The sequence below is a fragment of the Candidatus Zixiibacteriota bacterium genome, from assembly GCA_026397505.1.
In the GTDB taxonomy this organism is placed as follows: Bacteria; Zixibacteria; MSB-5A5; order GN15; family PGXB01; genus JAPLUR01.
On the sequence record JAPLUR010000093.1, the window covers coordinates 1 to 16,356 of the forward strand.

Genomic DNA, 16,356 nt, shown 5'->3' on the forward strand with positions numbered 1-16,356 from the left:
TGGGCTTCGCAGGAATATATCTGCCTTTCCTGTCTTAATCATTATCGAAGCGAATACGTTGGGGAGATTCTAAAAGATGAAAGGGGCGAGCTAACGCATCTTGAAGGAGCCGTATTGGAAAGCATAAAAGAACAAGAGGTGCTTTCCAAAAACGTTGACGCCGAATTTGACAGCAAATTTACAGTTGGTGAAAAAATCGCCGATCGCGTGGCCGATTTCGGTGGCAGTTGGGTTTTTATAATTATATTTATGACTGTCATCTTCATCTGGATAGTAATCAACACCTCGCTTCTTCTTTCTCGACCATATGACCCTTACCCCTTCATTCTTTTGAACTTGATACTATCTTGCCTGGCGGCCTTGCAGGCGCCGGTTATTATGATGAGCCAGAATCGGCAGGAAGCTAAGGATCGCCTCCGTGCCGAGCATGATTACCAGGTCAATCTTAAAGCCGAACTGGAAATTCGCAATATCAGTGCCAAAATAGATCAGCTGATTTCGCACCAATGGCAGAGACTACTTGAAATACAGAGAATTCAATTGGAGTTCATGGAAGATATCGACCGCCGCACCGGCCCTGAGAAAAAGGACAACTGATATACAGTATTTGAATCTTACTGGTAACTGTCTTCTTCAATCAACTCACTGGCTGGTGGACAATTGGCAGCGGAACTCTTATTCTTTCGGGAATTTTTATAGTTCTTGGGCAGAAGAAACTTGACTATTAATTCTATTTAGACGCAAGGATAAGAATCATGCAATAAAGGAGTATCTCAAATCATTGCGCGGGGTCCGATTATTCTATTTCTGTCACCATTTTAGCCACTGCGACAATTGCGTCAAGCTTTTCCTTTATTTCTCCGTCTATTTTATTCGCGGGTACTATTTTTGCCAACTCATGATAATTAGTTTTTCTCATTAAATTGGGCAAAGATAGTTTCTTGTGATATGATTCAAATAATGCATCTAGAAATTCATCTGATGCTTTTATATCCGGCCCCCATGGATCTGGTCTGCTCAGAGTCTTTAGGGCATTTGTTATTTCGAATATTGCATCTCGCATCGCGTTTTCTTTGGCCAGGCGGAAAAGGTCATCATTTTCACTTCCCTGCGCGAATTTAATCAATACTTCTTCAAAACAAAGATAATTCTCAATTTCACGTTTCTTCCACATCAATTTCTTAAGAGGAGGATTATCATCTATAGGCTTATCAAGTCTATCAAAAATCCCAATCCCCTGCAAATCTCTCTTTGCCTCACGAAGGCCAAAGAAATGAACATTCGCTTTTTGTGGTTGATTGGCTACATAATGTACAAATGGTCTTTCTAAATATTTTTCTGCCTCATGATTTAATGTTTTTGCGAATTCCCGCAAAATTTCCAGATCCGTTGAACCCTCAAGATAAAGCACCCATCCTTTTTCTTCTGCTTGATAATATTGATCAAATCCTATCTCATTTAATGACTTAAGCAATTGACTCCCGCGATCATCAATGCGATGAGGTCGGCCAATAAATGCAATCACCATATCTTTCATGGCGGCTTCCTCTAGGATAATTTCAGAATGGCTTGCCGCAACAATTTGCGAATTTTGCTTTTTTGCCACTTCAGTCATTATTTGATATATTTGCCTCTGGCGTAGTATTTCAAGATGGGCATCCGGCTCATCTAACAATAAGATGGCCCCGGGGTGAGAAAAAAGTTGAGCCAATAAGAGTAGCATTTGCTGTAGCCCGCGTCCCGAGCTAATGAGATCAAGCTTAACTCTACTTGACTCTTCATAACTCATAGTAATTTCTCCTCGGGATTTTATATATACTGGTGCATTAAGACTGATCCCGAATAGCTTCTTTATGAATTCACACAACTCTTTCCAATCATTAGGTCTTTGGCTTATTTGATAACACAAATTTCTCAGAACTTGCGCGGTTTGCCCCTCGCCTAAAAGTACATCTATAGTACCCTGCTCCAATTTGGGTTCTACTGCTGCCAAACCAGACATTGGCGGTAAGAATGTGACATTAATATCTTCAAATTCCGTGGGAATTGGCATACGTAATATAGGTTTCAAATTATTTAATCTTAATGGGCGACAATATAAGTATTCAGCATTCGCGTAATCAAATTCCAAACCACATTTTATGCATTTGTCCCCTTTTACCATTTCGACGATTATTTCAACCAAAATATTTTCTGTTGTTAACTTGCCATTCACTTTCTTGTGGTTCCGAACATGAAGATCTTTCCATAAATGGTCTGCCGTTGGATTTGGTATTGCAATAAGATCTTTTCTCCCAATTGTAACGCCAGCTCTTTTTGTTGGTGCATCCCCTGTCCCTCTTTTACTAAGCCATTGCTTAAGTCCAGTATGCCATAATGCCAGGGCCTGAAGTGCTGTTGTTTTGCCAGAATTATTTGGTCCTATCAATACAACTGACTGCCCCAACTCAAATTCGATATCCCCAAATTTCTTAAAGTTCTTTACTTTTATGTTGGTTATCATCTATTACCTCCCCGGCCAAATTAATGTACCCTTATTCTTCAAACAGACTGGCTTGATCTTTCAGATCCAATTTTATCCCCAGATGCCGGCAGGCATCCTGTGAGACCATCCGCCCCCGTCTGGTGCGCTGGAGAAACCCAATCTTTAGAAGGTACGGCTCTACCATATCGACCAGCGTGTCGATTTCCTCATTGAGCGTCGCCCCCAGCGCTTCAATCCCGACCGGCCCCCCCTTATAATAATCTATGATCACCTTCAGAAATTTCCTGTCCAGCGAATCAAGCCCGATTGTATCAATCCCCTCGGCCTCAAGCGCCGTATTCGCCAATTCGATATCAATATCGCCGTCAGCCTTGACCGAGGCAAAATCGCGCACCCGACGCAGCAGACGATTGGCCACCCGCGGCGTTCCCCGCGCGCGGCGAGATATCTCCGAGGCCGCCTCGACGGTAATCTTGACACTGAGCAACTGCGCCGATCGCGTAATTATCTCCATCAACTCTTCCGGCGGATAGAAATCGATATGATAGTACAACCCGAACCGGTCGCGCAGCGGCGGCGAGAGCAGTCCCGCCCGCGTCGTCGCGCCGATTAGTGTGAATCTTTTCAGTGGAATATTGATTACTTTCGCAAAAGCTCCCTTATCCACCACAAAGTCAACCTTGAAATCCTCCATTGCCGGATAGATAAATTCCTCAATCGCGGCCGAGAGGCGGTGTATTTCGTCGATAAATAATATATCCCCTTCCCCCAGATTGGTGAGAATTCCCATCAGGTCGCCGGTGCGGCTCAGCGATGGCCCCGAGGTCGCCACCAGGCGGCTACTCATTTCATTAGCGATTACATGCGCCAGCGTTGTTTTCCCCAACCCCGGCGGCCCGTAGAAAAGAATATGCTCGCACGCCTCTTTCCGCATTTTGGCCGCCTCAATCGAAACCCGCAGCTTCTCCTTCAACTTCTTCTGCCCGATATACTCGACCAGCAACTTCGGGCGCAGAGAGAGTATGAATGACTCTTCCTCGGGCGAAATGATGTCCCCCGATATGATTCTTTCCCGGCTCACTGGCTGCCTCCGTGACGAACCGCCGCTTCCTGATTAAAAATGGCCGAAATCAATTTTTCCGCCGTATCGATTCTTTTGTCGGTGCGAAGAGCATTCTCTATCATCCTCTCCGCCTCGGTTCGCTTGTACTGAAGTTGCAGCAGTACCTCTATCGCCTCGTTGATAAAATTCTCTTTCCCTTTATGCATCACCGTCAGCGGCTCCTCCCCCTTGGCCAGCGCGAAACGGGCCATCTTCCCGCAGAGTTCGGCGATAATTTTATCAGCCAGCCGCCCGCCGATTCCGGGAAGCCGCGCCAGCGTGGCCGCATCCTTGGTCTCAATCGCCGTGGCAATCTGCCGAATCGGCAAGGTTAACGATTTCAGCGCCTTCTTAATACCCAATCCCGAGACAGTCGTGAACAACTGGAAAAATTCTTTATCCACCGGGTCTGTAAATCCGACCAGGTGCGGGTAATGATAGCTCTTTCTGTCTCCCGCCTCTATGTAATTGATCGTGTGAAGCGTGATCCCCACATTTTCAGCTTGAACTTCCTTGAGTTTGGAATAAAGCCCCGAAGGTATCATCAATTCGTAGTACAACCCGTTAAGTTCGAGGGTAATTGTTTCTTCGGTCAGGTGACTTATTCTGCCGGCGATTTGTGAAATCATCTCTTTCCTCGGGATAAAAGCGCGTTGTGATGACACAGCGCTACTGCCAGCGCATCGGCCGTATCCGCCGAATAAAATTCATTCTTCAATTTGAGTATCGCGCGAATCATCTTCTGCATCTGGCCCTTTGTCGCCCGGCCGTTACCAGTCAGCGACTTCTTAATCCGGGTTGAGGCGTACGAAATCACCGGAATCCGGTTCCGGGACGCCTGAAGAAATATAATTCCTCGGGCATGCCCCATGATAATGGCCGTCTTCGGGTGCACATAGTGTGAATATAACTCCTCGACAGCGATATAATCAGGTTTAAATTGCTTGATTATGTTTCCCAGCTCGGTGAAAATTTCGTTCAGTTTTGCCTCGAAAGCGGAACTCTTTTTGGTGTCTATAATACCCGCCTCAAGGACCCGGGTATTATGTCCATCCGACTCCAGCACGCTGTAGCCGGTGATATGCAGCCCCGGATCGACACCGACAATAATCATCGAAGCAACATACGATTCAGCCCGACCGGCTAACCGGCCAGCTTATTCATGATCTTTTCATCGATGTCGAAATTGGCATAAACCTTCTGGACATCATCATGCTCTTCAAGCGTCTCGTACAGCTTGAGCATTGTCTCCGCCTGTTTTTCATCCAGACGCACCGTATTCTGCGGTATCATCGTGCTTTCGGCCGAGGTCACCGGTATCGATTTTTTCTCGATTACGATCCGCACCTTATCGACATCATTCGGCGCGGTGACCACCTCATAAATATCCCCCTGGTTGACCACATCCGAGGCGCCGGCCTCAAGAGCAATTTCCATCAGGGTGTCTTCATCAACCACATTTACGGGGATAGTGATTATCCCTTTCTTATCAAACATCCATGAAACACACCCGTTCTCTCCCAGATTGCCGTTGAATCGGGCGAAAATATGCCGGATTTCCGAAACCGTCCGGTTTTTGTTGTCCGTCAAGATTGTCATATAGACCGCCACTCCCGCCGGCCCGTATCCCTCATAACTGGTTTCCTCATAGGAGACTCCCGGAAGTTCGCCGGTTCCTTTCTGGATCGCCTTCTTGATATTATCGGCCGGCATATTGGCCCCCTTGGCCGTCGCAATCGCCGTCCGCAGGCGGGGGTTACCTTCAATGTCGCCGCCGCCATGACGCGCGGCTACCGTAATCTCTTTAATCAGCTTGGTAAACGTCCGCCCGCGTTCGGCGTCCAGTTTACCTTTTTTGCGTTTAATTGTTGCCCATTTTGAATGGCCGGACATATCCAATCCTCCAGACTAATTTTGTCAAAATATTATCCCTTATTCTAACATTTTTGCCCGATTTAAGCAAGAATTTTATGAAAATGTGATTTGGCCCCTGTAAAGCCGGAGGTAACTGTGCCGGAATGGAGGTTTGGCATGTTTCCGGGAGCTTCGCACCTTTCCCCAATATCACTTTTTCGGAGATGGGAAGCGAATGTAGTTTTTCTCGAAATCCTGTTGCCAGAAATAGGGTTAGGAGGATATAGAGGTATTTTGGCCCGTTCTCACAATGGGTTCGTTTCTTCGATTTTAAAGGATTCCTTTTTTTCCCTGGTTGATTTGGGGACGTGGGCTGTTTGAAGGAGGCGGCTTTACCCCGGCAGGTTTTGGGGCCGGATGATTTTAAGGTATTGGCCTGATTGGCGAGAAGTTGTTTTCGCTTCCTGACATTTAAAGAATCATTCCTCGTACATAAGGGGGGTGAAGCGGAAATCATCATCGATTCGATGTGGATTTTGCAAAATGGGCATGAAGGCAAATACCAAGAGCGCGGGGCTCCCGGCCTACAAAACTTAAATATTATTACTTGACATTTGTATACAAATATATATGCTTCCATATGTGGAAGTAAATGGATTTTGGTTCTTATAGATAGCGAGCACTGTTTGTGCCAAGGAGGGTATAATTGGCTAAATACAAACTCTCCCGCAGAAAACTATTCACTGTTAAGGAAGTTGCCTCCAAGAGATTATTGGATCATTTCGAGCAATCCGTAAGGATGTGGTTGAAAGACAAAGATTTAGGAGGTCATAAAGTGGGCAAGAGACAAGAATGGCGTATATATGGTTCCGATATTGTGAATTTTATGAATAAATATAAATGTGATACTAGCTATCTTGACATTGTTCCTTAGAGTAATTAATATACTCTGGAATTGGAGCGCTTGATCGTATTGAATGCCTTAGGAATCGCCTATTTTGCCTTTTGGCCATTTGTCGGGTTTTTCGGCAATGAGCGAAAGGAGAGACCACTGCGAAGTTTGTGTAACTCATATAGTGTATGACTTTTATGACGCTGTGGTTGACCGTTTCCTTATATTACAAAAGGTTTGCCGGCAATGGTGGCTAATAGGTTTATTGTGAGTCGCGTGCCCGAAAGTGCGAGTCGGGTAGAGATTAAGCATTTATCCTCGCCATGGCAGGCGCAATAGCTTTGCTGGCCGGGTCTGTTCATGCCCTAATGATAATAGGAGGCTAACCATTTATTCACACAACTGGGGGGTTAGATCAATTATCCCTTGGGAATCCTCTTGATTTTTGGAGTAATGGCAGCGTCGACGGCATACTTTTGTCTTGACAATGGGGATCTTCAACCTTAAATTGCAATCGGGATATTATTTTCGCCATATTGGTTCTATTTGGTTGGATTTGTTTGAAAACAAGGAGAGAATATGGGTGAGCGTGAGCAGAATTCACCTGACAGCATCAAGACATTTAAGGAAATTTTTTAAGAGGGTATTCGCCACACCGAGATCCATATCTTTCTGGCTGCCATGGGGGTGTTTGTAGCGATCATATTTGTTCCAAAAGACTTGTTGCCCTGGTTCTATTCCAATATTGCTGGTGATTACCCACGTCTGTTCATACTGGCAGTATTATCGATTATGGTATTTTTGTGGAGGCTTATGGCATGCATTTTGTTTTACAGAAAAAAGGTGCATATACGGCAGTGGGTATACGCTCTCCTTATTGCTATGATTGTTTTGCTCTTGCAGATCCAGCTCTATGATAAGTTGGAGCACAAATTGGCATTGGAGCAATTAATGATTGCACAGCCTGAGCGATATAAAAATTTTTTTCATCTATTCTCATCAGAGCTTGAGCTAACAATTGATGGTGATGGCGACGGTAGATTGGTGAGAAACCAAGTTTTTGAGCCAATGGAAGACCTATGGCGTATTCCCGAATATGATTTTTTTACCTCGGGGGGTGGACTAACTATTAACGATTTTACGTATGAAATACGGAAAGTAATTGATAAAGAAGTGGGCCCAATCGTCGAATCTGACAAACAAGCTTGTGTTGTCCCAGACAATCCGAAACGGTTCAAGATGCTGTATAATACAATCCTTGATGGTCATCTGATTAAGGGTCAAAAATATTCACGCATGACCACGGTGCATGCGGTAGGTGCTTTCATCGATACCATTTCTGATGGTTTATTGGTTAATGTAAATCATCCGACGGACGTTATTCGTATCAAGGTCTATTTCACGAATGGCCGCAAAATCGATACAAATAAAGTGCGCATCACAAAGACGCATGCGGGGGGGGCTGCGCTTCAGGATCCGGAAAATGTGGGTCGTCAAATAGTATTACAGGATGATCGAGTGGATGTTACACTGGATGAACTTCAAGTGGGAGATAAATTTGGCGTTTTTTGGCAGTATACGATTCCTCCGCGTTAAAATATTAATATTAAGCTGTCGAGATATGCATCATACCATATTTTATTCGTCGTTCACGTAAAATGTCAGTGTGGAGGAAAAAAATCCAAGTGAACTGATCGGTCCTATGGTGTCATCAATCCCAGAATGAATGAGATCAATGGCGGGTATTCCGCATAATATCCAAGGGCCAATAAATGCATCCGACTTGCGCTCTGGAACGAACGAAATTGCATGCAGAAGTAAATTCGATTGCTTAAGTCAAATAAATATGATCGAGCATAATGGCATTGGCTATGTCTGTACATAAATCGATGAGGCTTCGACGAAAAGATCGCTGGATTGTTGGTGCGCCGGGAGGTACTGGACAAACCAAACATCACTTATTGCTGATTTCTGATAATGCAGGTTGGAAATGGATTGGGGCAACACCGCTCAAACAAATCCAATCTTGGCAGCCATGATTGGCACGGCTTTTGCTGCAAATAAATCTTGACCTTTTGCGATTCTTAGTATATCTTAATGGCTAGGAATGACAGTATAAGCGCCTCTGTCATGACCTGTACTATTCACAGGTCTTTCCTGCCATAATATGATTAAGTAAATATGAGCTGGAATGAATTAAGGGAGTTCGCATTAAGGAATAAAGATGCGTTACCGATAATTATACAATGGATACCATATTATTGATTATCAAACCACGAGGAGATCGCATAACTCATATAGTGTATGACTTTTATGACGCTGTGGTTGACCGTTTCCTTATATTACAAAAGGTTTGCCGGCAATGGTGGCTAATAGGTTTATTGTGAGTCGCGTGCCCGAAAGTGCGAGTCGGGTAGAGATTAAGCATTTTTGCTGGCCGGGTCTGTTCATGCCCTAATGATAATAGGAGGCTAACCATTTATTCACACAACTGGGGGGTTAGACGCCGTTGAATAGTGTTCCTTCCCCGCGGTTTCCTGCCCCATTCTATTATACTACTATTTTGGTCAGCCCTGTCATAGGAATTGTCAAGTTATATTGAGGTTTATGGCTTACGGTGCTGTATCCTGCATGCAGCCTGTTTGCGGCCGCGTGGCCCACCGCTTGCGGTGGGTTCTACATTTTGCATGTGGCTTGTCTGAGATTGACTTGCTCGGGTGTAACTATGAGACTTGCGCCCCTATTTCGGTTTTTGCGCCAATTCCGAGCCTACCTCGATATTCTTTATCCGGTCGTCATGCTCCTCATTGAGCACGATGATCGCCACGCGGCGGTTGCGCGGGTCTTCGGGGTCTTTGGCAATCTTTGGCTGCGAGTCGGCCTCACCCCGTATCTCAATAATCTGCTTGGGGCGCAATCCGGAGGCTTCCATCAAGCGGCGGGCGCTGTTGGCCCGGTCCGCCGAAAGCTCCCAGTTGGAGTACTCGGTCCGCCCGGTGTATGGCTTGCTGTCGGTGTGCCCCTCAACAATGATATGATTCGGTAGCGCCCCCAGGTCGGCGGCGATTTCTTCAAGGAGCACGCTCGTGCGTGCTTTTAATTTGGCGCTTCCCAAGTCAAAGAAATTGGAGGAATCAGGATGTGTCGCGGCGTCAATCAACTGAATCCGAAGCCCCTCCGGTGTCATTTCGATCTCGACAAAATCCTTCAGCTTCGCCATATCGGGCGAATTGCTGATCGCCTCACGAATCTTTTGCCCGGTGCTCTCCAGCACCTGCTTCTCCGCTTCCCTCCTCTTAACCAGTTCCGATTTCAAATCCTTGACAGCCGAATTGCCCCCTTCAAAGACCCCTTTCCCGGCTTTGTCCGAGAACCCCACCGGATCGCGGAAATATCCCCCCACCCCCTCTTTGATCTTATCCGATTGATTGACCAGCCACATCACCAGGAAAAACGCCATCATCGCCGTCACAAAATCGGCATAGGCAACCTTCCAGGCGCCGCCGTGATGCCCCTCGTGAGCGCCCTTCTTCTTGACGACTATTATCGGTCGCTTTTTGTCTTCATCAGTCATGGGGACTATCCAGCCTTGGGCGCTTTGGTGGCGCGGCAGGCTTCCTCGACTTCAAAGAAACTGGGACGAACATCGCTGGTAATAACACGTCGGGCAAATTCGACCGCAATTGAGGCCGCAAAACCCTTATGAAAAGCCAGCAGCCCTTGTTTGAGGCAGATATAATATTTCGATTCGGCATCCGTCATTTGCTCGATATTGGCCGCCAGCGGCTGGACAAATCCATAGGAAAGCAGCACGCCGAGGAATGTTCCTACCAGCGCGGCGCCGACTTTTTCGCCAATCTCCGATGGCGGGCCGTCAATCGCCCCCATGGTGATCACCACACCCAGCACCGCGGCCACAATCCCCAACCCCGGCAAGGCGTCCCCCACCCGCGCCAGCGAAATTGAGGATTGCAGATTTTCATGATGATGCGTCTCCAGATCGAGGTCCATCATCGATTCCAGATCATGCTCCGGCACGCCGCCCATGATTATCAGCCGCATCGTATCGACCAGAAAACCAAGCGCATGGTGGTTTTTCATCAGTTCGGGATACTTGCTCAAAACGGCGCTTTTTTCGGGGCTTTCGATATGTGCCTCCAGACCAACCAGACCATCTTTGCGTGCCACATTGAAAAGCTCATACATCATGGCCAGAAGATCGGTGTACGATTTCTTGGTCGGGCCGGACCCGAGAATCTTCCCCAGACTCGACATTATCGACTTCAATACCTTCGGGGGAACACCCACCAGAAGCGTGCCCAGCGCAGCGCCGCCAATAATCAAAAACTCGGCCGGCTGAAAAAGAACCATCATTTGTCCTTTTTCCATCAAAAAACCGCCAATAACCGCGCCCGCCACGATAAAGATGCCGATTATCGCAAGCATATATCCTTCTTACCCCTTATTATCATTACACTTAAATATCGTCATTTTGAGCCAAAACTGAATAACTGGCGCCACCCTATGCCCCATAGAAACAGTTTGGCAACGGAAGACCGATATTATAAATTGAAATGATGAATTGCCTGTTCTGTAAAATAGCCGCCGCAAACAGCCCGGCCAAGATATTCTATGATGATAAAGAAATCGTGATTTTTGCCGATATTATGCCGCGCGCCGAAATTCACCTGCTGGTCTGCCCCAAAGCCCATTATAAGACCTTGCTGGATATTCCGGATGATCTCTTGATGAAAGTAATCAACCGGATCCGGGTGCTGGCGACAGAGTTGGGTTTAGAGGATAATTTTCGTCTGATTCTGAATAATGGCGCTCATTCCGGGCAAATTGTTGAACATCTTCACTTTCACTTCATGTCAAATGCGTCAAATGTGGACTTGCGATTCAAAAGTCAAAGCATTGGAAAAAGTTAGGGGCGGAAAGTTAATAATTTTGTTGACAGTTGGTTTAAAAAGGTTATAATAATTAGCTATGAAAATTATAAACAGGATCTTGAAGGGAGGGATATAGATGACCGGTGTAAGGGTTCGCGACGATGAGTCTTTTGAAAAAGCCCTGCGCCGCTTCAACAAGTTTTGCGAAAAAACTGGCATTCTTTCTGATATAAAGAAGCATCAGCATTTCGAAAAGCCTTCTGAGCGGCGTAAGAGAAAGCTGAATGCCGCCCGTAGGAAAAATCGCAAATTCAATTCGGAGGGCTAAGCTCCCATGTCACTCCTTGATCGGATTGACGCAGACTTAATTAAGGCCCTGAAGGCCGGCGATAGATTCAAAGCGACCGTCCTCCGGGGCCTTAAATCTGACATAAAATACAAAAAAATCGAAAAGAGGGACGAGCTTACCGACGATGACATCATCGGGGTCTTAAGCACGGCCGCCAAAAGAAGAGGCGATTCTATCGAGCAGTTCCGCGCCGGAAACCGCCCCGATTTGGTGGAGAAAGAGACCACCGAACTGGCTATAATAAAAGAGTATCTGCCCGAGCAACTGTCGGAGGATGACATCAGGGGGCTGATTCGCCATGCAATAGAGGAAACCGGAGCCGATTCTCCTGCCAAAACCGGTCTGGTCATGAAAGCCTTGATGCCTAAAGTCAAGGGAATGGCTGATGGTCGGCTGGTCAGCCGGCTGGTTGCAGAAATCCTCTCCGGGGACAAAAAATAACAGGGACTGAGTCAGAAACAACGGACATTAACAAGGAGTTAATCGATGAATTGGATTGATATTGTGCTCTTGGTCCTGCTGGTCGCAGCCATTATCATCGGTTCCAAAAAAGGATTGGTGCGGGAATTGATGGCCCTGGCCGCCCTGACCGCAACGGTTATAGTCTCGTTCAACTATATTGATATTATTGCCACCAAAATCTATGCCAAAATCGGAGGCTCTCCTTTGGCCACCGCCATTCTTTCCTTTGTGGTTCTGCTGGGATTGGTCTATGCGGTGTTCAAACTTCTGGGAATCATGTTCTATAGAATTGCCAATCTGCAGAAACTGGGCAAAAAGGATCAGGTCGGAGGAGCGCTGGTCGGCGCCATCAGAGGCTGGGTCGTCATCAGTTTTATGATCTTCATGGTTTTCCTCTTCCCCATGCCGGATAAATTCTATGTCGATTTCGAAAATTCATTTCTGGGGACGACTTTTGCCAGGACTCTGCCGGCAATTTATGAGGGTTCATCCAGTCTTCACCCCGGCAACAGGGAGTTTATGCAGAAAGTCGAAAATACTCTTCTTCAGGAACCATCGGCCAAGACCACGCCGGCCAAACGCGAGGCGCTGGCTAAATCGCGCGAGCAGGTCTACCGCGTCGTTTATCAGATCGATCGTTTCTTCGGATCCGAGGAAAGAAAGATATAGACCTCAATAAAGCTGTTTTCAATTCGACCACAACCGCTTATATTTCAGCCGGCCTAAGCCGGCTTTTTTATTATTGATTATGGCAGGATTTGATAGTCATACATTGGAAGTTCTGGAGTTCCCCAAGATCCTATCCATTCTTAAGGGGCTCTGCCTGACACCCTACGGAATGGAGCGGATAATCGAGTTCTCTCCTCTTTTCGATATTCCTGTCATTCGGAGCCGGATGGAGGAAATTTCGCAGATGAAAGATATCGTGCAGTTCAGCGAGGCTTTCCCCCTTTATCGAACCGAGGATGTCACGGTCTTGATTAATAACTCCCGGGCTCAAGGGATATTTCTGGAACCGGAGGAGCTTCTCTGGGTCAAGGAACTGATTGAGGTTTGCAGCGCCCTTCACGATTACGCCAAGACCGAAAGAGAAAAATTCCCGCTTATCGATGGCTATCTGTCGCAGATTCATCCTTTCCCGGAAATCCGGAAAGAGATTGTTAAGGCGATCGACCATGACGGTTCCATATTGGATGGCGCCTCACCGGAGCTTAAAAAGATCCGGATGGAAATAGCCGACCTGAGAAGAAAGATTACGAATCGTCTGGACAAAATCCTCTCCACCCGTCACAAAACTCCCGGATGGCAGGATGATACCATTATGCAGAGGGACGGCCGCTATGTCATTCCGGTCATCTCCGGGCAGTTCCGCGCCGATTCTGGAATCATCCATGACCGCTCTCAATCCGGTGCGACCCTGTTTGTGGAGCCCAATGATGTCATCGAGATGAATAATAATCTGGGGCTTCTCCTGCAGGATGAGCGTCTGGAAATCGACCGCATTCTCAGGTACATTACCGCCATGATTGGAGCCGCGGCGGAACGATTGTTGAAAAATATCGACCTTGTCGGAAAGCTTGATGCCATTCATGCCGCCGCCAATCTGGCCATCAAAATCGGCGGCCGTAAACCGACAGTGGATGGCGCCAGTCGCTTTCAACTTTTCAGCGCCCGCCATCCCCTTCTGATGTACTATACCGAGGAGAAAGATACCATCATCCCCTGTAACGTCTCTCTGGACAACGGCCGTCTGGCGCTGATTATAACCGGCCCCAATACCGGCGGCAAAACCGTCCTGCTCAAAACCGTGGGGCTGCTGATTCTGATGGCCCAGTCGGGGCTGCTTATTCCGGCCGATGAAAAATCGGAAATTGGGCTCTTTAGAAATATTTTCGCCGATATCGGCGATGAGCAATCGATTGAACTTTCTCTTTCGACCTTTTCATCACATATCCGGCAAATCATTTTTGCCGTTCATCATGCCGGCCCCGATTCACTGATCCTGCTTGATGAGATCGGCGCCGGGACCGATCCCAAGGAGGGAGCGGCCCTGGCCGAATCCATTCTCCTCAAAATGATCAGGCTTAAGGCCCGAGCTATTGTCACGACCCATTACTCTCAGCTGAAAACGATGCCGATGCTGTACCCGGAAATAGAAAATGCCTCCTTTGAATTTGACCGGGCTTCACTTAAACCCACCTTCCGACTCCTGACCGGAATCCCCGGGGCTTCCTATGCCGTCGAGATTGCCCGGCGGCTCGGGATGCCCGCCGACATCGCCGATAATGCCTCACAGCTTCTGGGAAAAGGGGAACGCTCTCTCACCGGCCTGATCGAATCGCTGGAAAAAGAACTGAAGGTCTTAAGAGAGGACAAAAACACCCTTGAAGATAAACTGAAGAGCACTTCTCAATTGGAAAAATATTATCATAGCCAGATTGAGAATCTCAAAGAGGAAATCGGCGAGGCCAAGAAGCAACACCTGCATGAATTGGAGTCCATCTTAAGCGGCGTCAGAGTCGATGTGGAAAGGATCGTTAAAGAAATCCGCGAAAGCCGAGCCTCCAAAGAATCGGTCAAACATGCCCATAAATTTCTTAAAGAGAAAAAAGATGAACTGGAGCATCTGAAAGCCAAACATATTCCCCGGCCGGTTTCGGCGGAGAAATTGCAACCTGGCGATATGGTCATCATAGAGTCGCTTCGCAGGGAGGGCGAATTGGTGGAACTGGTCGGTGACAACAAGGCGAAAGTACGTATTGGAAATATCCTGAGCAGCGTCGATATTAACGACCTGCGAAAAATAACCGAATACAAGAAAACGCCTCTCACCCAGAGCCTGGTCAACATCCGCGACCTGACCGCTCCCGGCCCGGAAATTCACCTGCGCGGGATGACTGTTGATGAGGCCCGGGAAGCTCTCGATAAATTCCTTGATACCGCCATAATCGCCGGCATGCAACAGATTTATGTTGTCCACGGCAAAGGAACCGGGGCTCTGCGAAAATCACTGACCGAATTCCTGAAGCAGCATTCGGTCGTGGATTCGATCCGGCTGGGGAACTGGAACGAGGGAGGCGCCGGCGTTACGGTGGTGACACTGAAATAATGTCTGGAATGATTCCTCAGAATGCAATCGAGCAGGTGCGGCAGGCCAGCGATATTGTCGATATAATCGGGCAATATATCCGCCTTAAGAAGCGGGGACGGAATTTCACCGCCCTCTGCCCTTTTCATGTGGAAAAAACACCATCCTTCTCCGTTTCGCAGGATAAACAGATTTTTCACTGTTTCGGCTGCGGCAAAGGAGGCAACGTCTTCTCTTTCCTTATGGAACACGAGAATATGACTTTCGTGGAAGCGGTGCGCCATCTCGCCAAACGCGTCGGTATCACCATTCCCGAAAAACGTGAGGACACCTCCTCACGGGAGGAACTGGAACGGTTGCATTATGCGCATCAGGTCGCCCTTGAGTATTTCCGCGGCCTGCTTCGCGGGGAAAAATACCGCGATCTGGTAATGAAATATCTGAAAGAGAAACGCCGCCTCAGTGATGAATCCATCGCCCTGTTCCAGATAGGCATCGCCGGCGAGGAATGGGATGGCCTTCTGAATTATGCAATAAGGAAAGATCTTTTCCCCAAAGACCTGGAAAAAGCCGGCTTGGTTATCCGCTCCGAGAAAACCGATAATTATTTCGACCGCTTCCGTCAACGGCTGATGATCCCGATTTTCAACCTGAGCGATAAACCGATTGCCTTCGGCGGGAGAGCCCTGAAAAGAGGTGAGCCGGCCAAATACATGAATTCCCCCGAGACCATGTTATACTCAAAAAGCAATATTCTCTATGGGCTTAATTTCACCCGGCAATTTATTCGCGACAAAAACGAGGTGATTATTGTCGAAGGGTATTTTGATTTTATCTCTCTCTATCAGGCGGGCATAAAAAATGTGGTTGCCTCATCCGGTACGGCCTTCACTGGTCAGCAGGCCCGTCTCCTGGCCCGCTTTGCCGATACCGCTTTTCTCTTCTTCGATGCCGATTCCGCCGGGCAGGCCGCCGCGGTCCGCTCCGTCGATGCTCTGTACGACGCCGGAATGGAAGTAATGGTTATGGTTCCTCCCGAGGGCGAAGACCCCGATCTGGTGGCGGTCAGACGCGCCGCCGAGGGTGTTGAGGAACTCAAATCCCATGCCTTAAGATATCTTCAATATCGCATGCGCGATTATGACATCAGGAAAAGCGGCATTATCGTCAAAGAGAAATTTATTAAGGAGTTGGCCGAATTGGCCGGGCGCATTGGTGATCTCACCCGCCGG

The 16,356-nt window shown here is 47.5% G+C and carries 16 protein-coding genes; 9 read left to right on the forward strand and 7 right to left on the reverse strand.

What is annotated here, in order from left to right:
- Positions 1-597: DUF1003 domain-containing protein (locus tag NT002_09655; GenBank protein ID MCX6829530.1), on the forward strand; the 597-nt coding region annotated here is incomplete at its 5' end.
- Between the two features lie 199 nt (positions 598-796).
- On the opposite strand, the gene NT002_09660 is transcribed toward NT002_09655, so the two are convergent.
- Genes NT002_09660 through NT002_09680 form a run of 5 tightly spaced genes read right to left on the reverse strand, consistent with a single transcriptional unit; the run spans position 797 to position 5,480 of the window.
- Entirely contained in the window at positions 797-2,503 is a 1,707-nt protein-coding gene (locus NT002_09660; protein ID MCX6829531.1) for an AAA family ATPase, read from the reverse strand.
- 31 nt (positions 2,504-2,534) lie between these two features.
- Positions 2,535-3,566, reverse strand: a complete 1,032-nt coding sequence (ruvB, locus tag NT002_09665) for a Holliday junction branch migration DNA helicase RuvB (protein ID MCX6829532.1) — start codon at positions 3,564-3,566, stop codon at positions 2,535-2,537.
- Positions 3,563-4,216: a helix-hairpin-helix domain-containing protein gene (locus NT002_09670; GenBank protein ID MCX6829533.1), complete on the reverse strand. Its 654-nt coding sequence runs from the start codon at positions 4,214-4,216 to the stop codon at positions 3,563-3,565. Before NT002_09670 ends, ruvB begins: the two co-directional genes overlap by 4 nt.
- Positions 4,213-4,701, reverse strand: a complete 489-nt coding sequence (ruvC, locus tag NT002_09675; GenBank protein ID MCX6829534.1) for a crossover junction endodeoxyribonuclease RuvC — start codon at positions 4,699-4,701, stop codon at positions 4,213-4,215. The genes NT002_09670 and ruvC overlap by 4 nt, the downstream gene beginning before the upstream one ends.
- Positions 4,702-4,730: 29 nt before the next feature.
- On the reverse strand, positions 4,731-5,480 hold the full coding sequence (locus NT002_09680; GenBank protein ID MCX6829535.1) for a YebC/PmpR family DNA-binding transcriptional regulator: 750 nt from the start codon (positions 5,478-5,480) through the stop codon (positions 4,731-4,733).
- A gap of 667 nt (positions 5,481-6,147) precedes the next feature.
- On the opposite strand from NT002_09680, the gene NT002_09685 reads away from it, so the two are divergent.
- Complete coding sequence (locus NT002_09685) at positions 6,148-6,375, forward strand: helix-turn-helix domain-containing protein (GenBank protein MCX6829536.1); 228 nt, start codon at positions 6,148-6,150, stop codon at positions 6,373-6,375.
- Between the two features lie 639 nt (positions 6,376-7,014).
- Entirely contained in the window at positions 7,015-7,929 is a 915-nt protein-coding gene (locus NT002_09690) for a hypothetical protein (GenBank protein MCX6829537.1), read from the forward strand.
- A 1,144-nt stretch (positions 7,930-9,073) separates the two neighbouring features.
- On the opposite strand, the gene NT002_09695 is transcribed toward NT002_09690, so the two are convergent.
- Both NT002_09695 and motA read right to left on the reverse strand, forming a co-directional pair.
- The gene (locus NT002_09695) at positions 9,074-9,907 is read right to left on the reverse strand and encodes an OmpA family protein (GenBank protein MCX6829538.1); all 834 of its coding nucleotides are present in this window, start codon (positions 9,905-9,907) and stop codon (positions 9,074-9,076) included.
- Positions 9,908-9,912: 5 nt separating this feature from the next.
- Positions 9,913-10,779, reverse strand: coding sequence for a flagellar motor stator protein MotA (gene motA, locus NT002_09700; GenBank protein MCX6829539.1), 867 nt, complete (start codon positions 10,777-10,779; stop codon positions 9,913-9,915).
- Positions 10,780-10,910: 131 nt separating this feature from the next.
- On the opposite strand from motA, the gene NT002_09705 reads away from it, so the two are divergent.
- From NT002_09705 to dnaG, 6 genes are all read left to right on the forward strand, one after another.
- Positions 10,911-11,264, forward strand: a complete 354-nt coding sequence (locus NT002_09705; protein ID MCX6829540.1) for an HIT domain-containing protein — start codon at positions 10,911-10,913, stop codon at positions 11,262-11,264.
- Between the two features lie 97 nt (positions 11,265-11,361).
- Positions 11,362-11,553 (forward strand): 30S ribosomal protein S21, encoded by a 192-nt coding sequence (gene rpsU, locus NT002_09710; protein ID MCX6829541.1) that lies wholly within the window; start codon positions 11,362-11,364, stop codon positions 11,551-11,553.
- A 6-nt stretch (positions 11,554-11,559) separates the two neighbouring features.
- On the forward strand, positions 11,560-12,015 hold the full coding sequence (locus tag NT002_09715) for a GatB/YqeY domain-containing protein (GenBank protein MCX6829542.1): 456 nt from the start codon (positions 11,560-11,562) through the stop codon (positions 12,013-12,015).
- 45 nt (positions 12,016-12,060) lie between these two features.
- Positions 12,061-12,705 (forward strand): CvpA family protein, encoded by a 645-nt coding sequence (locus NT002_09720; GenBank protein ID MCX6829543.1) that lies wholly within the window; start codon positions 12,061-12,063, stop codon positions 12,703-12,705.
- 79 nt (positions 12,706-12,784) lie between these two features.
- Positions 12,785-15,145 (forward strand): endonuclease MutS2, encoded by a 2,361-nt coding sequence (locus tag NT002_09725; protein ID MCX6829544.1) that lies wholly within the window; start codon positions 12,785-12,787, stop codon positions 15,143-15,145.
- The coding region (dnaG, locus tag NT002_09730; protein MCX6829545.1) for a DNA primase at positions 15,145-16,356 on the forward strand (1,212 nt) is incomplete at its 3' end. The genes NT002_09725 and dnaG, both read left to right, overlap by 1 nt.

Excerpts from the sequence above, each read along its gene's own strand:
- NT002_09695 (MCX6829538.1), bottom strand. The coding sequence starts at position 9,907 with ATGACTGATGAAGACAAAAAGCGACCGATAATAGTCGTCAAGAAGAAG.
- NT002_09660 (MCX6829531.1), bottom strand. The coding sequence starts at position 2,503 with ATGATAACCAACATAAAAGTAAAGAACTTTAAGAAATTTGGGGATATC.
- NT002_09670 (MCX6829533.1), bottom strand. The coding sequence starts at position 4,216 with ATGATTTCACAAATCGCCGGCAGAATAAGTCACCTGACCGAAGAAACA.
- NT002_09725 (MCX6829544.1), top strand. The coding sequence starts at position 12,785 with ATGGCAGGATTTGATAGTCATACATTGGAAGTTCTGGAGTTCCCCAAG.
- NT002_09690 (MCX6829537.1), top strand. The coding sequence starts at position 7,015 with ATGGGGGTGTTTGTAGCGATCATATTTGTTCCAAAAGACTTGTTGCCC.
- motA (MCX6829539.1), bottom strand. The coding sequence starts at position 10,779 with ATGCTTGCGATAATCGGCATCTTTATCGTGGCGGGCGCGGTTATTGGC.
- NT002_09705 (MCX6829540.1), top strand. The coding sequence starts at position 10,911 with ATGAATTGCCTGTTCTGTAAAATAGCCGCCGCAAACAGCCCGGCCAAG.
- ruvC (MCX6829534.1), bottom strand. The coding sequence starts at position 4,701 with ATGATTATTGTCGGTGTCGATCCGGGGCTGCATATCACCGGCTACAGC.
- rpsU (MCX6829541.1), top strand. The coding sequence starts at position 11,362 with ATGACCGGTGTAAGGGTTCGCGACGATGAGTCTTTTGAAAAAGCCCTG.
- NT002_09680 (MCX6829535.1), bottom strand. The coding sequence starts at position 5,480 with ATGTCCGGCCATTCAAAATGGGCAACAATTAAACGCAAAAAAGGTAAA.
- NT002_09720 (MCX6829543.1), top strand. The coding sequence starts at position 12,061 with ATGAATTGGATTGATATTGTGCTCTTGGTCCTGCTGGTCGCAGCCATT.
- NT002_09715 (MCX6829542.1), top strand. The coding sequence starts at position 11,560 with ATGTCACTCCTTGATCGGATTGACGCAGACTTAATTAAGGCCCTGAAG.